The sequence below is a fragment of the Vibrio sp. genome (assembly GCF_050299255.1).
Taxonomy (GTDB): domain Bacteria; phylum Pseudomonadota; class Gammaproteobacteria; order Enterobacterales; family Vibrionaceae; genus Vibrio.
In genome coordinates this window covers 1-20,580 of record NZ_JBNKVP010000063.1, presented here as the reverse complement: position 1 = coordinate 20,580, position 20,580 = coordinate 1, and the positions used below count along the sequence as shown (strand labels likewise).

Sequence of the window (20,580 nt, the reverse complement as noted above, 5' to 3'; positions counted from 1 at the left end):
GGTTTGGATGAACAGCCTGATTTACAACATCCACTTGCTCACCGGTAAGATTTCTACTCCTGGCAACAGTCCATTCTCACTCACTGGTCAGCCATCTGCTTGTGGTACTGCTCGTGAGGTAGGTACGTTTGCTCACCGTCTGCCTGCAGACATGGTAGTAGCGAACCCTAAACACCGTGCTATCGCAGAGGACATCTGGAAACTGCCTGAAGGTACAATTCCACCAAAACCTGGCTTCCACGCAGTACTGCAAGACCGTATGCTGCACGACGGCAAGCTAAATGCGTACTGGGTACAGTGCAACAACAACCTGCAAGCCGGTCCAAACATCAACACAGAACGTTTGCCAGGCTACCGCAACCCGGACAACTTCATCGTGGTTTCTGATCCGTACCCAACTGCTACAGCTCAGGCCGCTGACCTGGTCCTGCCTACCGCAATGTGGATCGAAAAAGAAGGTGCCTACGGTAACGCCGAGCGTCGTACTCAGGCTTGGTATCAACAAGTACCAACTGTCGGTGACGCAAAATCTGACCTTTGGCAGGTAATGGAGTTCTCTAAACGCTTCAAGATGGAAGAAGTATGGCCAGAAGAACTACTGGCGAAGAAACCTGAATACCGTGGTAAAACCATGTATGACGTACTGTACAAAAATGGTCAGGTCGACAAGTTCCCAGAGTCTGAAGCTCGTGAACTGAACGACGACTCTCACCACTTTGGTTTCTACGTTCAGAAAGGTCTGTTCGAAGAGTATGCAACCTTTGGGCGTGGTCATGGACATGACTTGGCTCCTTACGACGTATACCACACAGTTCGTGGCCTACGCTGGCCAGTGGTTGACGGTAAAGAAACCAAATGGCGTTTCCTGGAAGGTTCAGACCCATATGTGAAAGCCGGAACTGGTTTCGAGTTCTATGGTAAACCAGATGGCAAAGCATTCATCATTTCTGCTCCATACGAGGCGCCACCAGAGTCGCCAGACGAAGAGTTTGATATGTGGCTATGTACCGGCCGCGTTCTGGAACACTGGCATACCGGTACCATGACCCGCCGTGTCCCTGAACTGTACCGCGCAGTACCTGATGCTGTGTGTTACATGCACCCAGATGACGCAGTTGCTCGAGGCGTTCGTCGTGGTGAAGAAGTACTGATTTCTAATAAACGAGGTGAAGTACGGGTTCGTGTTGAAACACGTGGCCGTAACCGTCCACCTCAGGGCCTGGTCTTTGTACCGTTCTTTGATGCACGAATTTTGATCAACAAATTGATCCTTGATGCGACTGACCCACTGTCTAAACAGACAGACTTCAAAAAGTGTCCAGTCAAGATCACTAAAGTTGCTTAGAAATTAAGAATGTGCCCGGGCCAGGTATTTGGCTGGCCCGGTTTAAGAATTAAGCCCTAAGGCGGAGAATGAATCATGAAAAAACTACTCATCGCACTTTTATCAGTCGGTGCTCTTGCAGCCGGAGTCGCACATGCCAAACTAGACAATCCTGGTGGCGTGGGTGGCTTGGAATCACTGCGTGGTATAACCAACCTTGAAGACACTCGTGCTCCCGACGATTTTAAAAAGTATCCACGTGAGCAACAATTAGAGAGTGACTACGTATACCAGCCACCTCTGATCCCACACAATATTCGTAGCTATGAAGTGTCGCTGAATGCGAACAAGTGTCTGTCTTGCCACAGCTGGAAAAACGCCAAAGAAATGGGCGCAACTAAAATCAGTGTAACGCACTATGTAAACCGTCAGGATGCTGTGCTGGCAGACGTTTCGCCTCGTCGATACTTCTGTCTACAGTGTCACGTTCCTCAGGCAGATGCTAAGCCTCTGGTTGAGAACAAGTTTGAGCGTGTAGACTCACTTCGCTGATTCTAGGCTGTGACAAGATAAGAGGCGAAATATGAATATACTAAAATCCTTTTGGAAGAGACTGACAAGCCCAAGCAAAGCGGCAGTAGGCGTCGTGCTGTTTATGGGATTTGCCGGTGGTCTTCTGTTCTGGGGGGCGTTTAACACCGGGATGGAAGCAACCAACTCCGAAGAGTTCTGCTCGGGCTGTCACGCGCCGATCGTTAAAGAAATCAAAGAGACCATCCACTACTCTAACCGCTCTGGTGTACGCGCAATCTGTTCGGACTGTCACGTACCACACGAATGGACTGACAAAATTGTACGTAAAGTACAGGCATCCAAAGAATTGTTTGCTCACTTTATCGGTACGATTGACACTGAAGAGAAATTTAAAGAACGTCGCGCGCATCTTGCTGGTCGAGAGTGGGCACGACTGAAGAAAAATGACTCCCTTGAGTGTCGTAACTGTCATGAATTTGAGTACATGGACTTTTCAGTTCAGGGTAAACGAAGCGCTAACCAGCATTCCACCGCTTTGGCATCAGGCGAAAAAACATGTGTAGACTGCCACAAAGGTATCGCACATAAACTGCCTGATATGGAAGGCGTTGAAGGCTGGCAATAAGGGAGCATAAAATGAGCACACTAGAATCCGTCATCTGGCACATTCTTGGATATAGCGCAATGCCCGTTATTATCCTGGCTGGTTTTGTCGGCGTCGCGGTTATCTCTCTTTGGCTATTAGCACTCGGTAAAGACAAAGAAGTTTAACGCACCCCGTTGTCAGCTTAACTGACCATGCTAAAAAGCCACCTTGCGGTGGCTTTTTTATTTATTATGGTTTTCGCATCAATAGGATTAAGCGTCAGGAAACCCTTCCGGATTCGATTCCTGCCAACGCCATGAGTCTGTGGTCATCTGTTCCAGAGTACGCGTGGCCTGCCATTGCAGTTCTGCTCTCGCGCGGCTGCAATCTGCCCAGCATTCTGCAATATCGCCAGGACGTCGTTCAACCAGTTGATGTGGGATCGATTTTCCACATGCCTGTTCGAACGCCTTAACCATTTCCAGCACACTGAAACCGTTACCCGTCCCCAGGTTGAACACGTGTACGCCCGATTTCTCCCCAACCTGCTTCAACGCCGCAATATGGCCGTCTGCCAGATCCAGCACATGAATGTAATCACGTACACCAGTCCCGTCTTTTGTTGGGTAATCACTGCCGAACACCGAGAGAAACTCTCGACGACCAACCGCGACTTGGGTAATGAAAGGCATCAGGTTATTGGGAATCCCCTGCGGGTCCTCGCCCAGCAAACCGGAAGTATGAGCCCCTACCGGGTTAAAGTATCGCAGTAAGGTAATGCTCCAATCTGGATTGGCGTGCTGAAAATCTTGCAAGATTTCTTCAACCATCAATTTGCTGCGTCCGTACGGGTTGGTGGCACTGGTCGGAAAATCTTCGGTGATCGGTACCGATGCCGGATCGCCATACACTGTGGCCGAGGAGCTAAACACCAGAGACGAAACACCGGCTTCACGCATCGCATTTACCAACACCAGTGTACCGTTAACGTTATTGTCGTAGTATTCCAACGGCTTAGCGACAGATTCACCGACCGCTTTGAGCCCAGCAAAGTGAATTACGGCTTGTATCTCATGTTCAGCCATGGTTTTCAGCAACAGCGCTTTATCACGTATGTCTCCCTGAACAAACACCGGCCTGCGACCCGTCACCTGTTCTATCCGGTCCAATACGCTCAATTTACTGTTGTAAAGGTTGTCATATAGAACCGGCTCTATACCTGCTTCTAACATCTGGATGCATGTGTGGCTGCCGATGTAGCCCATCCCGCCTGTGACCAATACTTTCATTAAGACTTCCCGGTAAACAAATATGATTAATGGTAGCTTAGATTTATTAGTCATTAAAGTCACAAATCTGAGTCAATCCACAACTAATTCATTCATTTTACTCACATTGTGGCATCATTACAGTTAGCTGGTAAGCTTATAAAACCGGATATTTCATTGCGCAGCTACTGGTAGGTCTGGCTACACCAATAATCACCAGACCGAAGTTGAGGTTTTTTGAATGGACAGTGCTAAATTGTTGTTAAATTGCGATATGGGTGAAAGCTTTGGCGCCTGGACTATGGGTGCCGACGATAAAGTCATGCCCTGGGTGGATATGGCCAATATTGCCTGTGGTTTTCACGCGGCGGATCCTAACGTGATGGGCCACACTATCGACCTTGCGATTCGCTACGACGTTAAAATTGGTGCGCACCCCGGTTACCCTGATTTACAAGGTTTCGGCCGCCGCTCGATGGCGATACCCGCAGAGGAAATGGTCAATATACTGATCTATCAAATCGGGGCATTAAAATCGCTATGCGAAAGCAAAAACAGCCAGATCGAATACGTTAAGCCACACGGTGCGTTATACAATGACATGCTCTCCGATCTCGCCCTGTTTGAAGCGGTAGTGGATGCTGTCTCCTGTTTTTCAGTGCCGTTGATGATGCTGGCACAATCCAATACCCAGCCTTATCTCGATATCGCTGATAAATACGACGTCCCTATGCTGTTCGAAGCTTTTGCTGATCGTGCCTATCTCGCCAACGGACTTTTGGCACCTCGCAGTGAACAAGGCGCGGTACTTAAAAGTGAGGAAGCGATAATTAGCCAGGTCAGGCAGATAGTCCACTATGGCAAGGTAAATACCCTGGACGGCTATGTTATCCCGATCGAAGCCGATACCATTTGCGTTCACGGTGATAACGATGCTGCCATTGAGCTGATCAAATCTATCCGCAAAGCCGTGGAGGAAAATGTGTGAGTATTGAATTCTCGCTTGAGCCTATTGCCGAGTGCTCTTTGATGGTGGTGTTCCATCGCTCGGCCAGCGCTGAGCTTTCCATAAAAATTGGTCAGGTAGCCGATAAACTTCATCAGCAGCTCGAACCCTGGTTAATCAATGTCACTCCCGCTTACACGACGATTCTGCTCGACTATCTTCCGCATCGAATTTCCATATTTGAATTCTGTCCAATGGTAGAACAGGCGGTGGACTCAGCTCTCAAGCTCCCAACAGACAGTAGTAGCGAATCCGTTATTACACTACCCGCCTATTACAACACTGAGGTCGGTCCGGACTTAGAGGCTTATTTTGCGCGAGGTCTGGATCTTGAGCAGGTCATCGCTCTGCATAGTGAAACCTGTTATACGGTTTGCGCCATCGGTTTTGCACCGGGCTTTGCCTTTCTTACCGAAGTCGATAGCCAACTGCAAATGCCGCGGCAGGCGACGCCCAGGCTTTCCGTACCTCGGGGTAGCATTGCGATTGCCGGCAACCAAACCGCTGTCTATCCCAGCCAGTCCCCCGGTGGTTGGAATATTATTGGTAACTGTCCGATTTCACTCTACAACCCGCTGCAACAGCCAGTTTCACCGTTTAAAATTGGCCACATGGTGCGGTTTAATCCGATCGAACGCGAAGAGTTCATTGAACTGGGCGGCGAAGTAAATCATGGAGGTTTTGCATGATTGGCAGTTTAACCGTAAACAAACCGGGCCAGCTAAGTCTGATCCAGGATTTTGGCCGCTATAATCTTGCCCATATGGGGATCACCCAAGGTGGTCCGGTCGACGACTACGCTTACAGCTGGGGCAATCACTTGCTGGCCAACCCAGCCAACAGTGCGTCTCTGGAGATCACTCTTGGTCAGGCGGAATTTACCGTAAACCACGACTGTGAATTGGCCATTACCGGCGCCAACCTTTCAGCAACGTTAGACCAGCAGCCTTTAGACAACTGGTCTACTTTTGTCGCTTTTGCGGGTCAAACATTGCGATTTTCGCTACCTAAAAACGGATTGCGTGCTTACCTGGCGGTCAAAGGTGGATTTAATTTACCAAGTAGCATGGGCAGCGTGGCGACCGTCACAAGAGATCAATTAGGTGGACTTCATCAAGATGGCAGCGCGCTAAAAGCCGGAGACGAGCTTCGTTTTGACAAACACTCTCTGCGGGCTAAACCTTTGCAAACGTCCTTTCGCTATCAACCCAATTACAATTTGCCAATTTTATTGCGTGTAGTAGAAAGCTATCAGTTTGATCAGTTTTGCCAGAGCAGTATTGAACAGTTCTACCGTTCAACATTTTCTGTCAGCCAGAATATTGATCGTATGGGCTATCGCTTGCAAGGCACCACTATCAAGCCACCTTCGGATGGCATTAAAAGTGAAGGGATAGCATTGGGCGCGATACAAGTACCACCAGATGGCAACCCTATCGTGCTTCTCAATGACCGGCAAACTCTAGGCGGATACCCTAAACTGGGCTGCGTGGCACGTATCGATCTGCCCAGACTGGCCCAGGCTCGCCCCGGACAACAGATCAGCTTTACAAAAGGTGATTTGTTAGGACTACAGGATGTCTGGTGTCAGTGGGCACGATTTTTTGGGTATTAAACTAAGTGGGAACGTCACTGAATGAACGGCGACAGGCTGCCACTTAATAGCGTTCTCGTTGCTGTCGCTATTCCCCAAAGCGAGCGGCAAGCTCCTCGGGATAGCCGCGCTGCGATGCTAACTGTTTTGCCAAGTTTTCGATTACTGTCGCATCTAAACCCTGGGTCACAGGATGTGCTTGTTCTATTGACACATTGTCCTGCTGGCCAAGCTGCCATTGCGCTGCAATTTTTTGCGCCGATTCAAGTGCCGAAGACCCTTTAACGATTTCAAGCCGCGCATAGTGATCGCCGGCGAAACTGACATCCGCTGCCCGAAGCGTCTTATCTACTCCGGGTATCTGCTGCGCGCCATAGAGGGGCAAACCATAGTAGGAAGAGCTGAAATAGTCAGGAATATACTGGCTGATGTGCTCAATGGCTCGCATGGTTCTCAGCTTCGCACTTTCTAACGGCCAGCCAGTGTCGAGTTTTGACTGTAACCTAATTGGCAATTTAGGCTGAGAACTGGCGTTATCGCTAACAACCAGGCCATCTTCAAACAGGGTGATCGACTCGGTCATTCCGTGCAGCTGAAACACACCGTCAGTATAAGGGGTTAGCTGCGCCATTCCATTAGGAGTGCCCCGCTCACCGTGGAAAATAACTTCAGGCCAATGCTGTTTGCATTCGGCCCAGCGCGTTACGTAAGCCGCTTTAAACTCTACCAGACGCTGACGCGGTTTCTGCAACTGATCATCCAGCAGCCCGGTACGATAACCACATGCATTGACCAAATATTGCGCATCGATCTGTATGTGACGGCCTTCTGGCTGACGTAACGCCAGTTTCCAGTTACCCTCACCTCCGGTGACTGCAATTAATTCAGTACTGGTCATAACCTGGCAATTGGGCAGTTTATTCAGTGTCAGGGTCACCGTGGCGGCCAATCTGAACACGCTCCAGCCAAATTCATTGACCGCGACAACCGGGTACTTAAGCTTAGCCAAATCAGTATTGGCAGCAAATGGGATCATCCATTGATCGTAGCCAACCGGATGTTGTGGCTGACGCTGATTCGCCAGCGACTCTAGCTCGTCTCTATTGTAGAGTCGGTAGTAATCTTTAACATCACCCAGCACCTGGTTAGCGCTATCTTGATTGACCAACTGCGCATAACACTGTTTGACGGTATCGAGACGCTCAATTAACTGGCTAGGATCACCTTGATCACTGACAGGAGTGGCGATAACAGTTGGTCTGCGATTGATAGTATGAGGAAACAGTCTTACGGTATCGATAGACTGTCTGAGCAACTCAGTGCATTGCTCCGTGGTAATCTCGCGGTATAGGTTTCCACCAGCATGCAAATGACAAATCGGCGGCCCGTTGACCAAGTCTGGACCTTTTTCAATCAGAACGACGTTCAGACCTTGTTCGGCAAAGTGCAGTGCCGCGGTGGAGCCGGCAATGCCACCGCCTATCACAGCGATGGTTTGTGCGTTCGGTTTAAATTTGTTATCCGTCATTACTGCTTTTTATGCTGAACTGATTGGGGTGAAGAAATCTGTCGCCATTCTACTGCCTGATTGACTTGATTAAAATCACATTTTTTCTATGGAAATCACTTGTGAACAGAGCCCCAAAGCGTAAAAAATAATAGTAAAAATAGCTTGACGCCTATATCTGCCAAAAGAAATTAATCAGCGTTGTGTATAACCAAAACTCCACAGCGATTGACACTATTGGGTCGGCAATTACCCCCAGTTATCTACAGGATAAGTTATCCCAAACTTTATCCACTGATTTTGTGGATAACTGGATGAGTTGCTCACTAACTCATTAACTGAATTGATTATTTATTGGCAACAGCAAACGCTTTATCATGGTGCGAACTACTACTGACAATGCACAGAAAGTGAGCAGAGGAAGGGTAATCCACAACGAATAATGGATGACCATCGGCAGCTCAAATCCGAATCGCATGATTCCGCCCACGACCAGATCTGCCCCCAGGGTGGCGATCAATCCCGAGATCAGCGCCATGATGCCATATTCGGCCCAAATGGTTCGGGTTACCCTTTTTCTACTGGCCCCCAATGTACGATACAACCTAATTTCCGTTTGCCGCTGGCTCAGGCTTAAGCGTAACAATGTGTAGATCAACAGCATTCCTGCCAGCACACCAACTGCAGCCAACACGGAAATTGACCAGGCAATCTGCGTCAGTAACTGCTGAATCTTCTCCCCCATACTGCGGATATCCATCAGACTCACGGTTGGATGCTCGCGGGATAAGCGGTTAAGCAAGTCGTCATGCTGCTGCTCGACACGGAAACTGACCAGCCAGGTCGCTGGGAAGGTTTCCATCAAGTCCGGTGTAAAAATAAAGTAGAAATTAGGATTCATATCACGCCATTCAACGGAGCGGATTGAATTGACTGCTGCCTCAACCCGCTGGCTGTTGATGACAAAAGTTAACCGGTCACCAATGTTAAGTTGCAAATCCTCTGCGACATCTTTTTCTACCGACACACCACCAGTTTGACTCCACTGCCCCTGCAACACTTCGTTATAACTCGGGATAGCGGTTCCCCAGGTCAAATTCAGTTCACGACGCAGAGAGTCGTTACCATCGCCACCTTGGGAATACTCCTTGGCGTCTACCCCATTAATTTCTGATAAGCGGCCACGAATAATCGGAAACGCTTCTGAACGTTTAATGTTCTCTTTATCTAATGTGTTTAAGTAGCCATCAAGTTCGTATGGGGCAATATTGAGTGAGAACGCATTAGGCGCATCAGCCGGTAGCGTTCGCCGCCAGTCGGACAATAAATCCGTTCTCACCAGCCACATCACGGCCAGCAACATCAGAGATAACGCCAGTGCACCGAACTGCAAACCAGTCGCCACTCTGGAACGATTGATTCGGCTCAGTGCCAGTTTGAAGGAGGTACTAAGCGGCAATCGAGTCAGACTTCGGGTGACAACAACACTCACCAACGCCAACAGTGCGAACAAGGCGACAATACCAGCCAGGACAATCCAGACTAACAAGTTATCATGGTAAGCGACTAGCATTGGTACAATGGGCACCAGCACTAGCCAGCGAGTCCACCACAAGCTCAGTTGGTTTTGTTGCGGTTGCATCACATTAACGGCACTGACGTTTAGCAGACCAATGAGCGGAATACCCAAAGCAGGAACCGCAATGAGTACGCTGGTTGACAGCGCCAGAAGAAGCGGCTGATAGCCATACCCAGGTAGCGGATTAGGAAGTAGGTCTACCAATGGTACTCTGAGCAGCGCTTCCAGCCCGACACCGAGCCCAACACCTGCCACAATCGCAATAACAAACAAAATCGTGACCTGAATGACTAACCAGTGCGTTACCCATCGCTTGCTGGCACCAAGGCTCTTGAGCATGGCGATCGTTCGCTGCCGTGTTGACACATAGTGCTGACAAGTCAGTACCAACGTTGTAGCCGCCATGATGATAACGATAGCCACGGATAAAGATAAGTACTGTTGGGTACGCTGGAAAACTTCATTGGTTCTGCTGGCGGTATCCTGATCCCGCCACCGGTCACTGGGTGTTAGAGTGTACTCTTGTTTCAACCGGCTTATTTGGCTGTCATCGCCATTTACAAACATCTCAAACCGGACGCGACTGCCCAACTGTACCGCGCCGGTTCGATCTACATCGCTTAAGTGAATAAATGCCGTTGGCATTTGGCGAAATGGATTGAAACTCAGTCCCGGCTCTTCAACCACTCTGCCTGTCACTTGAAATTCTGCATCTCCAACCGTAATCGGGTCGCCGATTTTGACATCCAGCTGCGCAAACAGACGCTCATCCAGCCATAATTCACCAGGGTTAACCTGATTATGGTTTTGGTTACCATCGTTAAGAATCATGGTCCCACGTAACGGGAAGTTACTCTCGACCGCCTTAACGTTGATTAACTTCATGCTCTGTTCGCTAAACGCCATCGTACCGAATCGCGTTTGCATCGAATGGACTATGCCGAGCCGTTCGGCGGTTTGCTGCAGCACATCGGGAACCGGATTAGACGACTGATATACGCTGTCTGCGGTCAATGCCTCTTTACCCTGCTTGACCACAACCTGTTCCATACGGTGTGCCAGTGCAGACAGGGCGAATATGCAGGCAATAATCAGTGTCAGCGCAATGGACACCGGCCACAGTTGTCCATGACGGATTTCATTCCAGCTCCATTGCCACAAGCGTTTGTTTAAACTTTTCTGTACCGCCATTATTCATCCTCCAGTTTGCCCGCCTGGAGACGAATTCGCCGCTGACACCGCTCGGCCAAGTTGAGGTCATGAGTAACTAAAACCAGTGTTGTCCCGTGCTGTTGGTTGAGTTCAAAAAGTAAATCGATGACTTTTTTTGCCGTCTGCTGATCAAGGTTGCCTGTTGGTTCGTCCGCAAACAATACTTTGGGCTGGATCATAAATGCCCGAGCCAGCGCCACACGCTGCTGTTCACCACCGGAAAGTTGCGCGGGAGAGTGTTCCATCCGTTTACCCAGCCCCACGGATTGCAATAGCATCTCTGCTCTTGGACGGTCTTCATCTTCCCCTTTTAACAGACACGGCAGCATTACGTTGTCTAACGCGCTCAGGCTGGGAATCAACAGAAAACTCTGAAATACAAAGCCGACGGAGTGACTACGTATCTCTGCCCTTTGCTCATCCGACATTTGATGTAACTGATTGCCAAGCAGGTTTACTTCTCCGTGAGTGGGTGTATCCAAACCCGCGAGCAATGTCATCAGCGTCGATTTACCGGCGCCGGACGCCCCCACAATTGCGACAGTTTCGCCCTGTTTGATATCCAGATTCAAATCAGCGAGGATTGTTAATTGCTCTTGTTTAGTAGAGACTATTTTTGATAACGATTTCGCTTCAATTACGGATGTTTGCATGCTGAGACTATTTCCTTGTTTATTGATACTGTTGTTTTCCGGCTATGTTCAAAGCACAACACTGTTGGTGCTTGGTGACAGTTTAAGTGCCGGTTATCAAATGCCGATTGAGAAAGCCTGGCCAAGCTTATTGCCCGAAGCATTACAGCAAAGGGACAAACAAGTCACTGTTATCAATGGTAGTATTTCCGGTGATACTACTGGTAATGGTCTTGCCAGATTACCTGCCTTATTGTCAGAACACCAACCGGACGTGGTACTTATTGAACTTGGCGCAAATGACGGCCTGCGCGGTTTCCCTCCGACTTTGATTGAAAAAAACCTCAATCAACTGATTGACCAAATTCAGGGCCAACAAAGCAAAGCGATATTGATGCAAATCCATGTGTTGCCCAATTATGGAAAGCGCTATACCCAGGCTTTCTCTGCTCTGTTTCCAAACGTAGCCAGCTCACGCAATATCCCACTGGTGCCCTTTTTCCTTGAAGGCGTGATAGCCAGACCAGAGTGGATGATGGAAGATGGCTTGCATCCCCGGCCAGAAGCCCAGCCCTGGATTGCCGAGTTTGTTGCTCAACAGATTGCAGATCATCTCTGATTTTAATGGTTTAGCTCAATAAACTTTACCAAGCTTTACTATAAGCTGAGGCTCGTATGTTGCTCGCTCAAGGAGAAGTTATGGTTATTGAGCCCGTTATCAAAGGGGTTGTAGCAAAAACGGCCCATCCGTACGGTTGTGAACAAGCTGTACTCAACCAGATTCAGTACGTTCAGTCTGCCGCAAAGATCAAAAATGGCCCCAAAAGAGTGCTGATACTCGGCGCTTCTTCAGGTTTTGGCCTTGCCGCCCGTATCGCTCTGGCCTTTGGTGGCGCAGAATCCGACACCATCGGAGTGTCATTTGAAAAAGCACCGAACGAGGAAAGTGTCGGGTCCGCAGGATGGTATAACAACTACTACTTTCAGCAACACGCAACAGCAGCCGGACGCATTGCGGTTAACATTCAGGGTGATGCATTTTCCAAGCAGACTAAAGCCCAGGTAGTAGAAGCGATCGAAACCTATTTCGAAGGCGAAGTCGACTTAGTCATCTATAGTGTTGCGGCCGGAATGAGAGTAGACCCGGACTCCGGCGAAATGTTGCGTAGTGCGATCAAACCAATCGGCCAGGAAGTATCAGGCAGTACCCTGCTGCTGGAGAACGACCAGTGGGTAAACAGTACCTTAACCCCAGCGAGTCAGGATGAGATCGATGCAACCATAAAAATTATGGGAGGCGAGGATTGGAGCGCCTGGATCGATACACTGATCAACGCAGAATCAATCGCTAAGGGTTGTAAAGCTATCGCTTTTTCCTACATTGGACCTGAGCTCACCCATCCTATCTATCTGGACGGAACCCTCGGGCGCGCCAAGATTGACCTTCATCAGACCAGCCATGCGATCAATCTGGAACTGGCAAACTTCGGCGGCAGTGCCTATGCGACAGTTTGTAAAGCACTCGTGACCAAAGCCAGCGTGTTTATACCAGGCTTAACCCCTTACATTATGGCTCTGTACAAGATTATGAAGGAGCAAGGTAACCACGAAGGCTGCATCGAGCAGATGCATCGTCTGTTCAGTCAAAAGCTGTATGATCAGCAGCATGTCCCGGTCGATGGCGAGCGTTTGATCCGACTGGACGAGTTTGAACTTGCCCCGGAAACCCAACATCAAGTCAACGCCCTATTGGCCGAATTAACACCGGACAACTTCCGGCAGGTTGCAGACTATCAGGGATTCAAAAACGAGTTTTTACAGTTAAACGGATTCGGATTCGATTCAATTGACTATACGCAACCGGTTAACATGCAGCCTTTTCTAAAAGCCGCTAGCGAAAAATAGCCATCTCATTTATGAGAAGAGTATCACTATCAAAGGCTTCGGAGTGATTTCCGAAGCTTTTTTGCGTTACATTGGTTTTAATCTTCTTATACTTAACTCGATAGGTATAGCGGTACGCCATCAGAACATCAATCGGATAACAATGATAATTAAGCCAGATGAGTCAATTGCAAGGATGCAAAGCGCAGAGCCCAAAGCGCAACAGGAATGTTCTATGTCTAAACTCAACCACCACCAGATGACTGTCCCTCTTGAAATGGTTCAAGGGTGGCAGAATATGGTCAATTTGCTCGCCGATGTGGTTGATGTTCCGGCAGCACTGGTGATGCGGTTGCATGAAGATTCACTAGAAGTGTTTGCTACCAACGTAAAACGATCCAACCCTTATCAGGTTGGAAGCAGTGAGCCGCTCGGTCACGGCCTGTACTGCGAAACCGTATTGCAACAACAAAAGCAATTACTAGTTGAAGATGCGCGCATAGACAGGGACTGGCTTAATAACCCCGACATAAAACTCGGCATGGTCGCCTATTGTGGATTACCCATCAACTGGCCAGACGGCCAGCCATTTGGCACCTTGTGTATTCTGGACAGCAAACGCAACCCGTTCAGCAATAGTGCTAAAGCCCTGCTGGCCAGTTTCCGGGATTCCATTGAAGCCCAGTTAACTATCTTGTTTCAGCACGCGGAACTGCAGCGTCTTAACGATGAGTTAAAAATCCGCGTCGATACCCGAACCAAAGATCTGGTGGATCTCAATTATTCGCTCAATAAAGAGATAGACAAACGTATCGCCGCAGAGCAAAAACTGATGTATCAGAAAACCCATGATCTGGGTACCGGTCTGCTGAATCGCGCTGCGCTGGAAGATGAACTGCAACTCACTTTGACAGCGTTAGAAAATTCACAACACACTGCGGCCATTATCTATATCGGTTTTGTGAACGGGCGTCGCATCCAATCGAAAAGAGGCGCAAGGGCCTGGGAACATGTTATGTTGGAATACCGGCAGCGTTTGGGCGATTTATCTGCTTTTCACGCTGTGGTTGCGCGCCCCACTACGTCAGACTTGGCTATTTTGATTCATACCGAATATTTGGATCAGGAATTACCTGAGTTGGTCAACTTACTAATCGATGTTGGACATTCTGAATTCGAACTTGAAGGTAGTATCGTTCACCTACATTCGCATATTGGTATCGCCAGCAGCGATCAATTGCATGAAGGCGATAACCTGCTTACCCAAGCCGCAGAAGCGATGCAATCCTGTAAAGACTCGGGGCACAAGTACAGCTATTACTGCAAAGAGGTGTCGGATTCACTCAAACACATCAGCCAGTTGGAGAGCTACCTGTTGCAAGCGGTACGCAACGATGATCTGCTGGTTTATTTCCAGCCCAAGGTATCACCTCATAATCACCTGTGGACCGGCGCTGAAGCACTGTTGCGCTGGCGCCACCCGATTCTGGGGGATATGTCCAATGAAACCCTTATCCATATGGCAGAACAAAACGGTTTGATCTTCGAAGTGGGTAGCTTTGTGCTGCGCACTGCGATTGAAAAAACTGCCGAATGGATTCAGTACAACCAGCAATTTAAAATTGCCATTAACGTTTCACCAGTGCAGTTAAAGAATCCGCAGTTTGCTGAGCAGGTTGCCGAGTTACTCACCGCTTATGAGTTACCACCAGCCTGTCTGGAACTTGAAATTACGGAAGGAAGCCTGATCTCCGATGAACTGATGGCGCACAATAACTTGTTTGCCCTACATCAACTAGGCGTGACGCTGTCACTTGATGACTTTGGTACTGGCTACGCCTCGTTCAATTACCTGAAGAAGTTTCCGTTCCATGCCATCAAAGTCGACAAGAGTTTTGTTGAGCAACTGGATGACAATGAAGAAGACCGCGAGATCGTCCGCTCCATCATCAATGTAGCCAAAAAGCTTAATCTTGAAGTTACTATCGAGGGTGTCGAAAACCAAAATCATGAACAGTTTTTGATTGATGAAGGCTGTGAGTACGGTCAGGGTTACTTTTACGGCAAACCCATGCCCTGCGATGAATTTGAACTTAACCTGATCAACCAGCATACAATACCGAATGTGCAAATACGGTAAGTGTTCGAAATAACGGTAAACTCTTTACTCATAGGCGTGCGGTTTCTATAATCGCCGCCTTTATTTTATCTAATACAGATTGAAGCGAACTTCCTATGGATCAACTCAACGCCACGCTCAAGAAAATCGAAAAACAAAACTACCGTGCCTATCAACAGATCAAGGGCCAGTTCGATTTTACCGATTTTACTTTGCACATCGACCATGTGCAGGGTGATCCGTACGCTTCCGCTTCACGACTCAGAGCCCTGCGCCCGTGGTCCTTAACCGGGCTGGAGTGGTTACGTCAGTGCTCCCCTGCATACCAGATGGCAGCCAGAGATTATATTGCCCGCCAGTTTGGTTTCCTCACCAAGCAAGATGACGCAATCAGTATTGCTCTGACCGGGCAGACTGTATTAGATAACACAGCGGTACTGTTTACTGAACAAGGCATTGAGCTGCGCTTCAGAGTTAATCTACCAGCCGATGGCCGTAGTATTCTGGGCAAAAAAGCCAGTAACCTACTGACTTTCCATCTGCCTAAATTTATTCGCCGCGCCACTCTGGAGCGTGAGTTGGATAAACAAGCGTTAATCCACCACTGTCAGATTGTCGAAGATCAGGAGAGCCTGCGCGAGCAATTGAAGCAGCACGACTTGTGTGCATTCATCGCCAACGGTTCTATTCTGCCTCGCCTGGCAGGTAACAGCGACCTGCCAGCTAAAGAAGCGGTCGCGTTTCAGTCTCCTGATACACTGGAAATAGAGTTGGCAACTCCCAACCAGGGCAAAATCACCGGGATGGGCGTGCCAAAAGGCATTACCCTGATCGTCGGTGGCGGATTCCACGGTAAGTCAACCCTGTTGAATGCCATTGAACGGTCGGTGTACAACCACATTCCAGGCGATGGCCGTGAGCGCATCGTGACTGATAATTCAGCGGTCAAAATACGCGCGGAAGATGGTCGTTGCGTCCATCACCTGAATCTGTCTAACTACATCAACCACCTGCCAATGGGCAAAGCAACAGACGATTTTTCCACTCAGGATGCGTCTGGTTCAACGTCTCAGGCAGCCTGGTTGCAGGAATCGCTTGAAGCCGGCGCTTCAACACTATTGATCGATGAAGATACCTCAGCAACCAACTTTATGATTCGTGACGAGCGTATGCAGGCGCTGGTCAATAAAGGCGACGAGCCTATCACACCGCTGGTGGATCGAATCGGTCAGTTGCGTGATGAACTGCAAGTATCGACACTGATAGTCATGGGCGGTTCAGGTGACTATCTCGACGTCGCAGACACTGTGATCCAGATGCACGACTATCAGCCGGTCGACGTGACGGAAAAGGCGCAGCAAGTGATTGAGTTGCATCCCACCCAACGTAGCAACGAAAGTGAAGCTGTGCTACAAACATTCCCGCCGCGCAGTTTTAATCGTACCGCTCTGCTGAATATACTGACAGACGGTAAGTTCCGAGTCGCAGCCAAAGGCAAAGAGTCACTGCGTTTTGGTAAAGAGTTTACTGACCTGTCAGCACTTGAACAGCTGGAATCCAGCTCGGAAGTCAATGCGATTGGCTGGCTGTGGTTTCAGTTTGCCCAGCTTGGCTCCTGGTCGAATCAACCAGCCAAGGAATTTGCAGCCATGCTTAGCCATAATTGGTATCAAAACATGCCGAATCATGGCGATCTGGCCAAACCCCGCGTGGTTGACGTGATGGCTGCGCTTAACCGGATGCGTAAATCCCAATTCAAAGCCAGCTGCTAGCACTAACTTGCGATCCGTCAGTCGCCAAGCCTGAACTAACCACCAGCGGTTGCGTAACACTCGCAACCGCTGGTTAATCCTGATTGAAAAACAGCACGATACTGCCGCCTTTAAACGCGCTGCCATAGTTGATTGACAAGCCGATCCCGACGTTATCAATAAAACTGATTTCGAACGGCGGTGTCATCAACCATCCTACACTGGCTTCGTAGTACATCGCGGTACCCAGCGGCTTACGAATGTCGTTGCCAACATCGATCCGCCTAAGGCTAGAATAAATTGACTGTACTGAGCGCCCTACCTGGGAAAAATCGTAAGCGGCAGTAATACTGTTGGCAATATACCAGCCCTCGGGATTGCCGATATCCCCTTGATTCGCCTCGCCCCAGCCATAGCCATAGAAGTAGTGCCAGGAGGAAGTCGCTCTCCATCTGCCCCAGCTTTCTTCCGATTGATACCTAAGTTTGATATGCGGCTCATAAACGGCTGCCCAAGCCGAGGTGTTGAACAGCACTTTGTCCAGTATCGGCGCAATCTGTTTACCTGTGGGGCTGTTATATTTGAGCGTATTTTCATAGCGCATCAGATGAAAACCTATACCGGGTTGCAGTGACCAGTTCTCATCAAAATTGTGTTTGAAGCGATAAGCGGTATGGAGATCGATAATTACCTGGCGAAAATCGTCCTGCGGTTCCTTCGGTGCGAACTGCAAGGTTTCTTCTGAAACTATCCCGGATAGACGCAGTAAAAGACTATGCTGATTGACTGCATCTGGATCACTGAGTTCAAGCGTATACGGCAGTGTTGTGACTGCATAGGTCTTGCGGTTCTCGATGGAGTCTTCCGTCCCCAAATTGGGGTTGTTGGTATTAAAAAGCTCATTTGGGTCAAAGTCACTGACGCCAACGGTAAACACATCACTGTCACTCAATACAATAGTGGCCGCAAAGTTGCTTTCGAGAAAATCCTGAATAGCAGGATAACCTGCCATCGCAGAGGACGAATATATGCAAGCCGTCATTGTACTGATTAGTGTGAGATAGTGTTTTCCCATACCTCTTTATGCCATTTATTATCAGGTAAATATATAGCTTATATTAGTCGATACGCGGCATTTGGTTTTGACACTCAAGCTACCAATATTTGGTCAAGACGAACCCGCCAGCAGTTGATAGTAAAACTCAAACTAAACTGAGTTTAAGGCCAGCCGATGAGGCAGGCCTTTTAATGCTTTCTCCGAGGGGAGATTTAGCTCAAAGTGATTGTGCTAATCGTTAAATCAGGTGAGGCGTAGTGGTAATCATCTAGCGGGATATTCGCTGTCGCATACAGTTTACTGATATCTTTTATTTCTATCGTTCCGCGCGATTCGCCAATAATCCCTTCCTTGACCATTTTTTTGATCAGTCTGGAAAAAGTCTCAGGCTGAATCGATAAGCGGGATGCCAGAACACGCTTAGGTATATCCAAATTAACTCGTCCTTGATTTGGCCCGGTCTGTTCGAGTTTTCTAAGCAGAAACAACAGCAATCTCGACTGGGCATTTTGTACCGACAACAACTCAACTTCGTTTAGGTCTTTACGTAGTCGCGCACTCATATTAGCCATAATTGCGATACAGGCTTCAGGGTTACAGCGTAACATAGACAGGTAATTACTGCTTTCAAAGCTAACCAAGGTACAAGCCGACACTGCTTTAGCCGCAACGGGATAGCAGCTTTGGCGTCCGAACATCAATGCTTCTGCAAATGTGCGCCCTTCCCTGACAACTTCGATCACTTTTTCCTGCCCCTGCAGGCTGGTTCTGTACAGCTGTAGATGACCATCGATCACTAAGTAAAATCGCTTTGCCGGGTCCCCCTGATAGAACAGGTGTTCTTCTGGTTGCAGAACAATCTTAGCTGCATGGCCGAGTAACTGGTCCAGATCTGATTGAGCGAGAGTTGAAAATAGATGGTGCTGTCTGATGCGCGCCTTGATTAAATCATCTGTAATCATGGATAAAACCTTTCTACCTAAGCGCAGTTAATCTAAAACAGCTTTCAATTTGTCTTTGCGACCTAAGTCATAACAAAAGTGATGCATACGACTGATTCATATTTTCATCGCAATTATGAGAACACCATCATTAAAACTACCCGGTAGACCAAACCAGAAAACACAATTTCAGGCCAACTAATGACTTGAATTACTCTTCATTACACTCGCTACGGTTGATATTTTATTGTCTGATTCGAATATTAATGTAATAGGAACTTCACTTCCTTCCTTTGGGACGCCTTGCGCAAAGTGAGACAACATACCGTGGTAGCTCCCCGGCGCCAGTTTTACCGTTTGCCCGGCAGACAGAGTTAATCGGCTTACCGGCTCCATCCGCATCATGTTATTTTCTTTGATGGACTGGTGTAGTTCTATAACTCCAATATCAGATGTGATTGCTACCAGAGATATCGGTTTGTCACTTTGGTTATGTAAGGTCAAATACACCGGCACCACTCGTGAAGTTGGTGGCATTGCCCTTATCCAGGCATGATCGACTAGGATATCTCCCGCGGTCGCTATGCTCGCTAATACCGAGGCAACTAATAGAGTAATCAGGGTTAGAAATTGTTTCATGTCATGTCATCTCCTGCTGCTTATAACAGACTTTCTACTTGTTGTTTCATCGCATCTATTGGCGTCCCGGTATAAAAAAAGCCCCTGACACGTTGTTTATTGTCCAAAACAAAGATCTTCGCGGTATGGGAATAGAGGTATCCATTCTGTTCACTGGCCGCGTCCTCCACACTCAGTTTCTTGTATTTGGTCGTCACCTTCTGCTCTGCCAATTTGGTGTAGTCAACCTGGAATAAATCAGCAACGCTATCGATCTTTTCCCGACTATCGACTAAGCCGATAAAACTCGGGTCAAAGTAACTCAGGTATTTGTTCAGATGCTTGGGAGTATCGTAGTCGCTATCGAGACTGACAAATAGCACCTGGATCTGGGAGCGTGAGCTTTCTGGAAATTGATGCATCAGTTGAGTCAGGTGGGCCATAGTAGTTGGGCATATATCCGCACAGTTTGTATAGCCAAAAAACATCAGAACGACTTTTTGTTTGAAATCAGACAAAGTTATCGGTTTGCCCCGGCTACTCTGCATAGTAAAGTCGCCACCGATACCCCTAAGGACTGGCATTTCAGCCAAACTGCTAAAGCTGGTCAGTAAACCAAGCAGTATCAATAGAAATTTCACTCTCAAATGTGTTGTACTCATTGCAGACTCCATTTTACTCAACAACGAATTTCAGCCCCTAAATCCGTCACAGGTGGCAAATATTTAGCGTGATAACGGGTAACCTTTAACTGTCCCTGGTGGAACGTGACCATCATAGTGAATCCAATACCTGCCAACTCTGTTTCGTTATCCCGGTTGATAACAGTCCACTGATATTCAACATTCACCTTAAATTGCCCGGTTTCAGCCACAGGCTGGATACGAAAAGCTTTTATAATCCTGCGACTGTTTTTGTATTGCTGGTTGTGCAGGAAACTGAAGTATTCCTCAACGTTTTTTGCATTA

At 48.2% G+C, this 20,580-nt stretch carries 20 protein-coding genes; 11 read left to right on the top strand and 9 right to left on the bottom strand.

What is annotated here, in order from left to right:
* The 4 genes from ACQY6F_RS14570 to ACQY6F_RS14555 form a co-directional block, all read left to right on the top strand.
* A partial coding sequence (locus ACQY6F_RS14570) for a molybdopterin-dependent oxidoreductase (protein ID WP_428775388.1) occupies positions 1 to 1,345 on the top strand: 1,345 nt, incomplete at its 5' end.
* Between the two features lie 75 nt (positions 1,346 to 1,420).
* Positions 1,421 to 1,876: a nitrate reductase cytochrome c-type subunit gene (locus tag ACQY6F_RS14565; RefSeq protein WP_428775387.1), complete on the top strand. Its 456-nt coding sequence runs from the start codon at positions 1,421 to 1,423 to the stop codon at positions 1,874 to 1,876.
* A 31-nt stretch (positions 1,877 to 1,907) separates the two neighbouring features.
* Positions 1,908 to 2,483 (top strand): NapC/NirT family cytochrome c, encoded by a 576-nt coding sequence (locus ACQY6F_RS14560; protein WP_428775386.1) that lies wholly within the window; start codon positions 1,908 to 1,910, stop codon positions 2,481 to 2,483.
* Between the two features lie 11 nt (positions 2,484 to 2,494).
* A complete protein-coding gene (locus ACQY6F_RS14555; protein ID WP_428775384.1) occupies positions 2,495 to 2,629 on the top strand; it encodes a TIGR02808 family protein in 135 nt (44 codons plus the stop codon).
* 87 nt (positions 2,630 to 2,716) lie between these two features.
* On the opposite strand, the gene galE is transcribed toward ACQY6F_RS14555, so the two are convergent.
* Complete coding sequence (galE, locus tag ACQY6F_RS14550; RefSeq protein WP_428775383.1) at positions 2,717 to 3,733, bottom strand: UDP-glucose 4-epimerase GalE; 1,017 nt, start codon at positions 3,731 to 3,733, stop codon at positions 2,717 to 2,719.
* Between the two features lie 220 nt (positions 3,734 to 3,953).
* On the opposite strand from galE, the gene ACQY6F_RS14545 reads away from it, so the two are divergent.
* Genes ACQY6F_RS14545 through ACQY6F_RS14535 form a run of 3 tightly spaced genes read left to right on the top strand, consistent with a single transcriptional unit; the run spans position 3,954 to position 6,333 of the window.
* A complete protein-coding gene (locus tag ACQY6F_RS14545; protein WP_428775381.1) occupies positions 3,954 to 4,700 on the top strand; it encodes a 5-oxoprolinase subunit PxpA in 747 nt (248 codons plus the stop codon).
* Positions 4,697 to 5,407: a 5-oxoprolinase subunit B family protein gene (locus tag ACQY6F_RS14540; protein ID WP_428775380.1), complete on the top strand. Its 711-nt coding sequence runs from the start codon at positions 4,697 to 4,699 to the stop codon at positions 5,405 to 5,407. The genes ACQY6F_RS14545 and ACQY6F_RS14540 overlap by 4 nt, the downstream gene beginning before the upstream one ends.
* A complete protein-coding gene (locus ACQY6F_RS14535; protein WP_428775379.1) occupies positions 5,404 to 6,333 on the top strand; it encodes a biotin-dependent carboxyltransferase family protein in 930 nt (309 codons plus the stop codon). Before ACQY6F_RS14540 ends, ACQY6F_RS14535 begins: the two co-directional genes overlap by 4 nt.
* 67 nt (positions 6,334 to 6,400) lie before the next feature.
* On the opposite strand, the gene ACQY6F_RS14530 is transcribed toward ACQY6F_RS14535, so the two are convergent.
* The 3 genes from ACQY6F_RS14530 to ACQY6F_RS14520 all read right to left on the bottom strand — a co-directional run bounded on the left by ACQY6F_RS14530 (position 6,401) and on the right by ACQY6F_RS14520 (position 11,263).
* Positions 6,401 to 7,840: an FAD-dependent oxidoreductase gene (locus ACQY6F_RS14530; RefSeq protein ID WP_428775377.1), complete on the bottom strand. Its 1,440-nt coding sequence runs from the start codon at positions 7,838 to 7,840 to the stop codon at positions 6,401 to 6,403.
* A 313-nt stretch (positions 7,841 to 8,153) separates the two neighbouring features.
* On the bottom strand, positions 8,154 to 10,589 hold the full coding sequence (locus ACQY6F_RS14525) for an ABC transporter permease (protein WP_428775376.1): 2,436 nt from the start codon (positions 10,587 to 10,589) through the stop codon (positions 8,154 to 8,156).
* Positions 10,589 to 11,263 (bottom strand): ABC transporter ATP-binding protein, encoded by a 675-nt coding sequence (locus ACQY6F_RS14520; RefSeq protein WP_428775374.1) that lies wholly within the window; start codon positions 11,261 to 11,263, stop codon positions 10,589 to 10,591. Before ACQY6F_RS14520 ends, ACQY6F_RS14525 begins: the two co-directional genes overlap by 1 nt.
* Between ACQY6F_RS14520 and ACQY6F_RS14515 the strand changes: the two genes are divergently transcribed.
* The 4 genes from ACQY6F_RS14515 to ACQY6F_RS14500 all read left to right on the top strand — a co-directional run bounded on the left by ACQY6F_RS14515 (position 11,262) and on the right by ACQY6F_RS14500 (position 17,017).
* Positions 11,262 to 11,861, top strand: coding sequence for an arylesterase (locus tag ACQY6F_RS14515; RefSeq protein ID WP_428775373.1), 600 nt, complete (start codon positions 11,262 to 11,264; stop codon positions 11,859 to 11,861). The two genes, ACQY6F_RS14520 and ACQY6F_RS14515, sit on opposite strands and share 2 nt — an antisense overlap.
* Positions 11,862 to 11,941: 80 nt before the next feature.
* Positions 11,942 to 13,147 carry an enoyl-ACP reductase FabV gene (gene fabV / locus ACQY6F_RS14510; protein WP_428775371.1) on the top strand — a complete coding sequence of 402 codons (1,206 nt, stop codon included), beginning with the start codon at positions 11,942 to 11,944 and terminating at the stop codon, positions 13,145 to 13,147.
* 214 nt (positions 13,148 to 13,361) lie between these two features.
* Entirely contained in the window at positions 13,362 to 15,266 is a 1,905-nt protein-coding gene (locus tag ACQY6F_RS14505) for a sensor domain-containing phosphodiesterase (protein WP_428775369.1), read from the top strand.
* A gap of 95 nt (positions 15,267 to 15,361) precedes the next feature.
* Positions 15,362 to 17,017 (top strand): ABC-ATPase domain-containing protein, encoded by a 1,656-nt coding sequence (locus ACQY6F_RS14500; protein ID WP_428775368.1) that lies wholly within the window; start codon positions 15,362 to 15,364, stop codon positions 17,015 to 17,017.
* A gap of 73 nt (positions 17,018 to 17,090) precedes the next feature.
* Here the strand turns inward: ACQY6F_RS14500 and ACQY6F_RS14495 are convergent, their stop codons facing one another.
* The 5 genes from ACQY6F_RS14495 to ACQY6F_RS14475 form a co-directional block, all read right to left on the bottom strand.
* Positions 17,091 to 18,008 (bottom strand): Solitary outer membrane autotransporter beta-barrel domain, encoded by a 918-nt coding sequence (locus ACQY6F_RS14495; protein ID WP_428775366.1) that lies wholly within the window; start codon positions 18,006 to 18,008, stop codon positions 17,091 to 17,093.
* 257 nt (positions 18,009 to 18,265) lie between these two features.
* The gene (locus ACQY6F_RS14490) at positions 18,266 to 19,015 is read right to left on the bottom strand and encodes a Crp/Fnr family transcriptional regulator (protein ID WP_428775365.1); all 750 of its coding nucleotides are present in this window, start codon (positions 19,013 to 19,015) and stop codon (positions 18,266 to 18,268) included.
* Between the two features lie 177 nt (positions 19,016 to 19,192).
* Positions 19,193 to 19,633: a copper chaperone PCu(A)C gene (locus ACQY6F_RS14485; protein ID WP_428775363.1), complete on the bottom strand. Its 441-nt coding sequence runs from the start codon at positions 19,631 to 19,633 to the stop codon at positions 19,193 to 19,195.
* A gap of 20 nt (positions 19,634 to 19,653) precedes the next feature.
* Positions 19,654 to 20,274 carry an SCO family protein gene (locus ACQY6F_RS14480; RefSeq protein ID WP_428775361.1) on the bottom strand — a complete coding sequence of 207 codons (621 nt, stop codon included), beginning with the start codon at positions 20,272 to 20,274 and terminating at the stop codon, positions 19,654 to 19,656.
* Positions 20,275 to 20,291: 17 nt separating this feature from the next.
* A partial coding sequence (locus ACQY6F_RS14475) for a hypothetical protein (protein ID WP_428775359.1) occupies positions 20,292 to 20,580 on the bottom strand: 289 nt, incomplete at its 5' end.

Bases quoted from the DNA above. Each gene is read 5' to 3' on its own strand.
- ACQY6F_RS14565 (WP_428775387.1), top strand. From the start codon at position 1,421: ATGAAAAAACTACTCATCGCACTTTTATCAGTCGGTGCTCTTGCAGCC.
- ACQY6F_RS14560 (WP_428775386.1), top strand. From the start codon at position 1,908: ATGAATATACTAAAATCCTTTTGGAAGAGACTGACAAGCCCAAGCAAA.
- ACQY6F_RS14555 (WP_428775384.1), top strand. From the start codon at position 2,495: ATGAGCACACTAGAATCCGTCATCTGGCACATTCTTGGATATAGCGCA.
- galE (WP_428775383.1), bottom strand. From the start codon at position 3,733: ATGAAAGTATTGGTCACAGGCGGGATGGGCTACATCGGCAGCCACACA.
- ACQY6F_RS14545 (WP_428775381.1), top strand. From the start codon at position 3,954: ATGGACAGTGCTAAATTGTTGTTAAATTGCGATATGGGTGAAAGCTTT.
- ACQY6F_RS14535 (WP_428775379.1), top strand. From the start codon at position 5,404: ATGATTGGCAGTTTAACCGTAAACAAACCGGGCCAGCTAAGTCTGATC.
- ACQY6F_RS14530 (WP_428775377.1), bottom strand. From the start codon at position 7,840: ATGACGGATAACAAATTTAAACCGAACGCACAAACCATCGCTGTGATA.
- ACQY6F_RS14525 (WP_428775376.1), bottom strand. From the start codon at position 10,589: ATGGCGGTACAGAAAAGTTTAAACAAACGCTTGTGGCAATGGAGCTGG.
- ACQY6F_RS14515 (WP_428775373.1), top strand. From the start codon at position 11,262: ATGCTGAGACTATTTCCTTGTTTATTGATACTGTTGTTTTCCGGCTAT.
- ACQY6F_RS14520 (WP_428775374.1), bottom strand. From the start codon at position 11,263: ATGCAAACATCCGTAATTGAAGCGAAATCGTTATCAAAAATAGTCTCT.
- fabV (WP_428775371.1), top strand. From the start codon at position 11,942: ATGGTTATTGAGCCCGTTATCAAAGGGGTTGTAGCAAAAACGGCCCAT.
- ACQY6F_RS14505 (WP_428775369.1), top strand. From the start codon at position 13,362: ATGTCTAAACTCAACCACCACCAGATGACTGTCCCTCTTGAAATGGTT.
- ACQY6F_RS14500 (WP_428775368.1), top strand. From the start codon at position 15,362: ATGGATCAACTCAACGCCACGCTCAAGAAAATCGAAAAACAAAACTAC.
- ACQY6F_RS14495 (WP_428775366.1), bottom strand. From the start codon at position 18,008: ATGGCAGGTTATCCTGCTATTCAGGATTTTCTCGAAAGCAACTTTGCG.
- ACQY6F_RS14490 (WP_428775365.1), bottom strand. From the start codon at position 19,015: ATGATTACAGATGATTTAATCAAGGCGCGCATCAGACAGCACCATCTA.
- ACQY6F_RS14485 (WP_428775363.1), bottom strand. From the start codon at position 19,633: ATGAAACAATTTCTAACCCTGATTACTCTATTAGTTGCCTCGGTATTA.
- ACQY6F_RS14480 (WP_428775361.1), bottom strand. From the start codon at position 20,274: ATGAGTACAACACATTTGAGAGTGAAATTTCTATTGATACTGCTTGGT.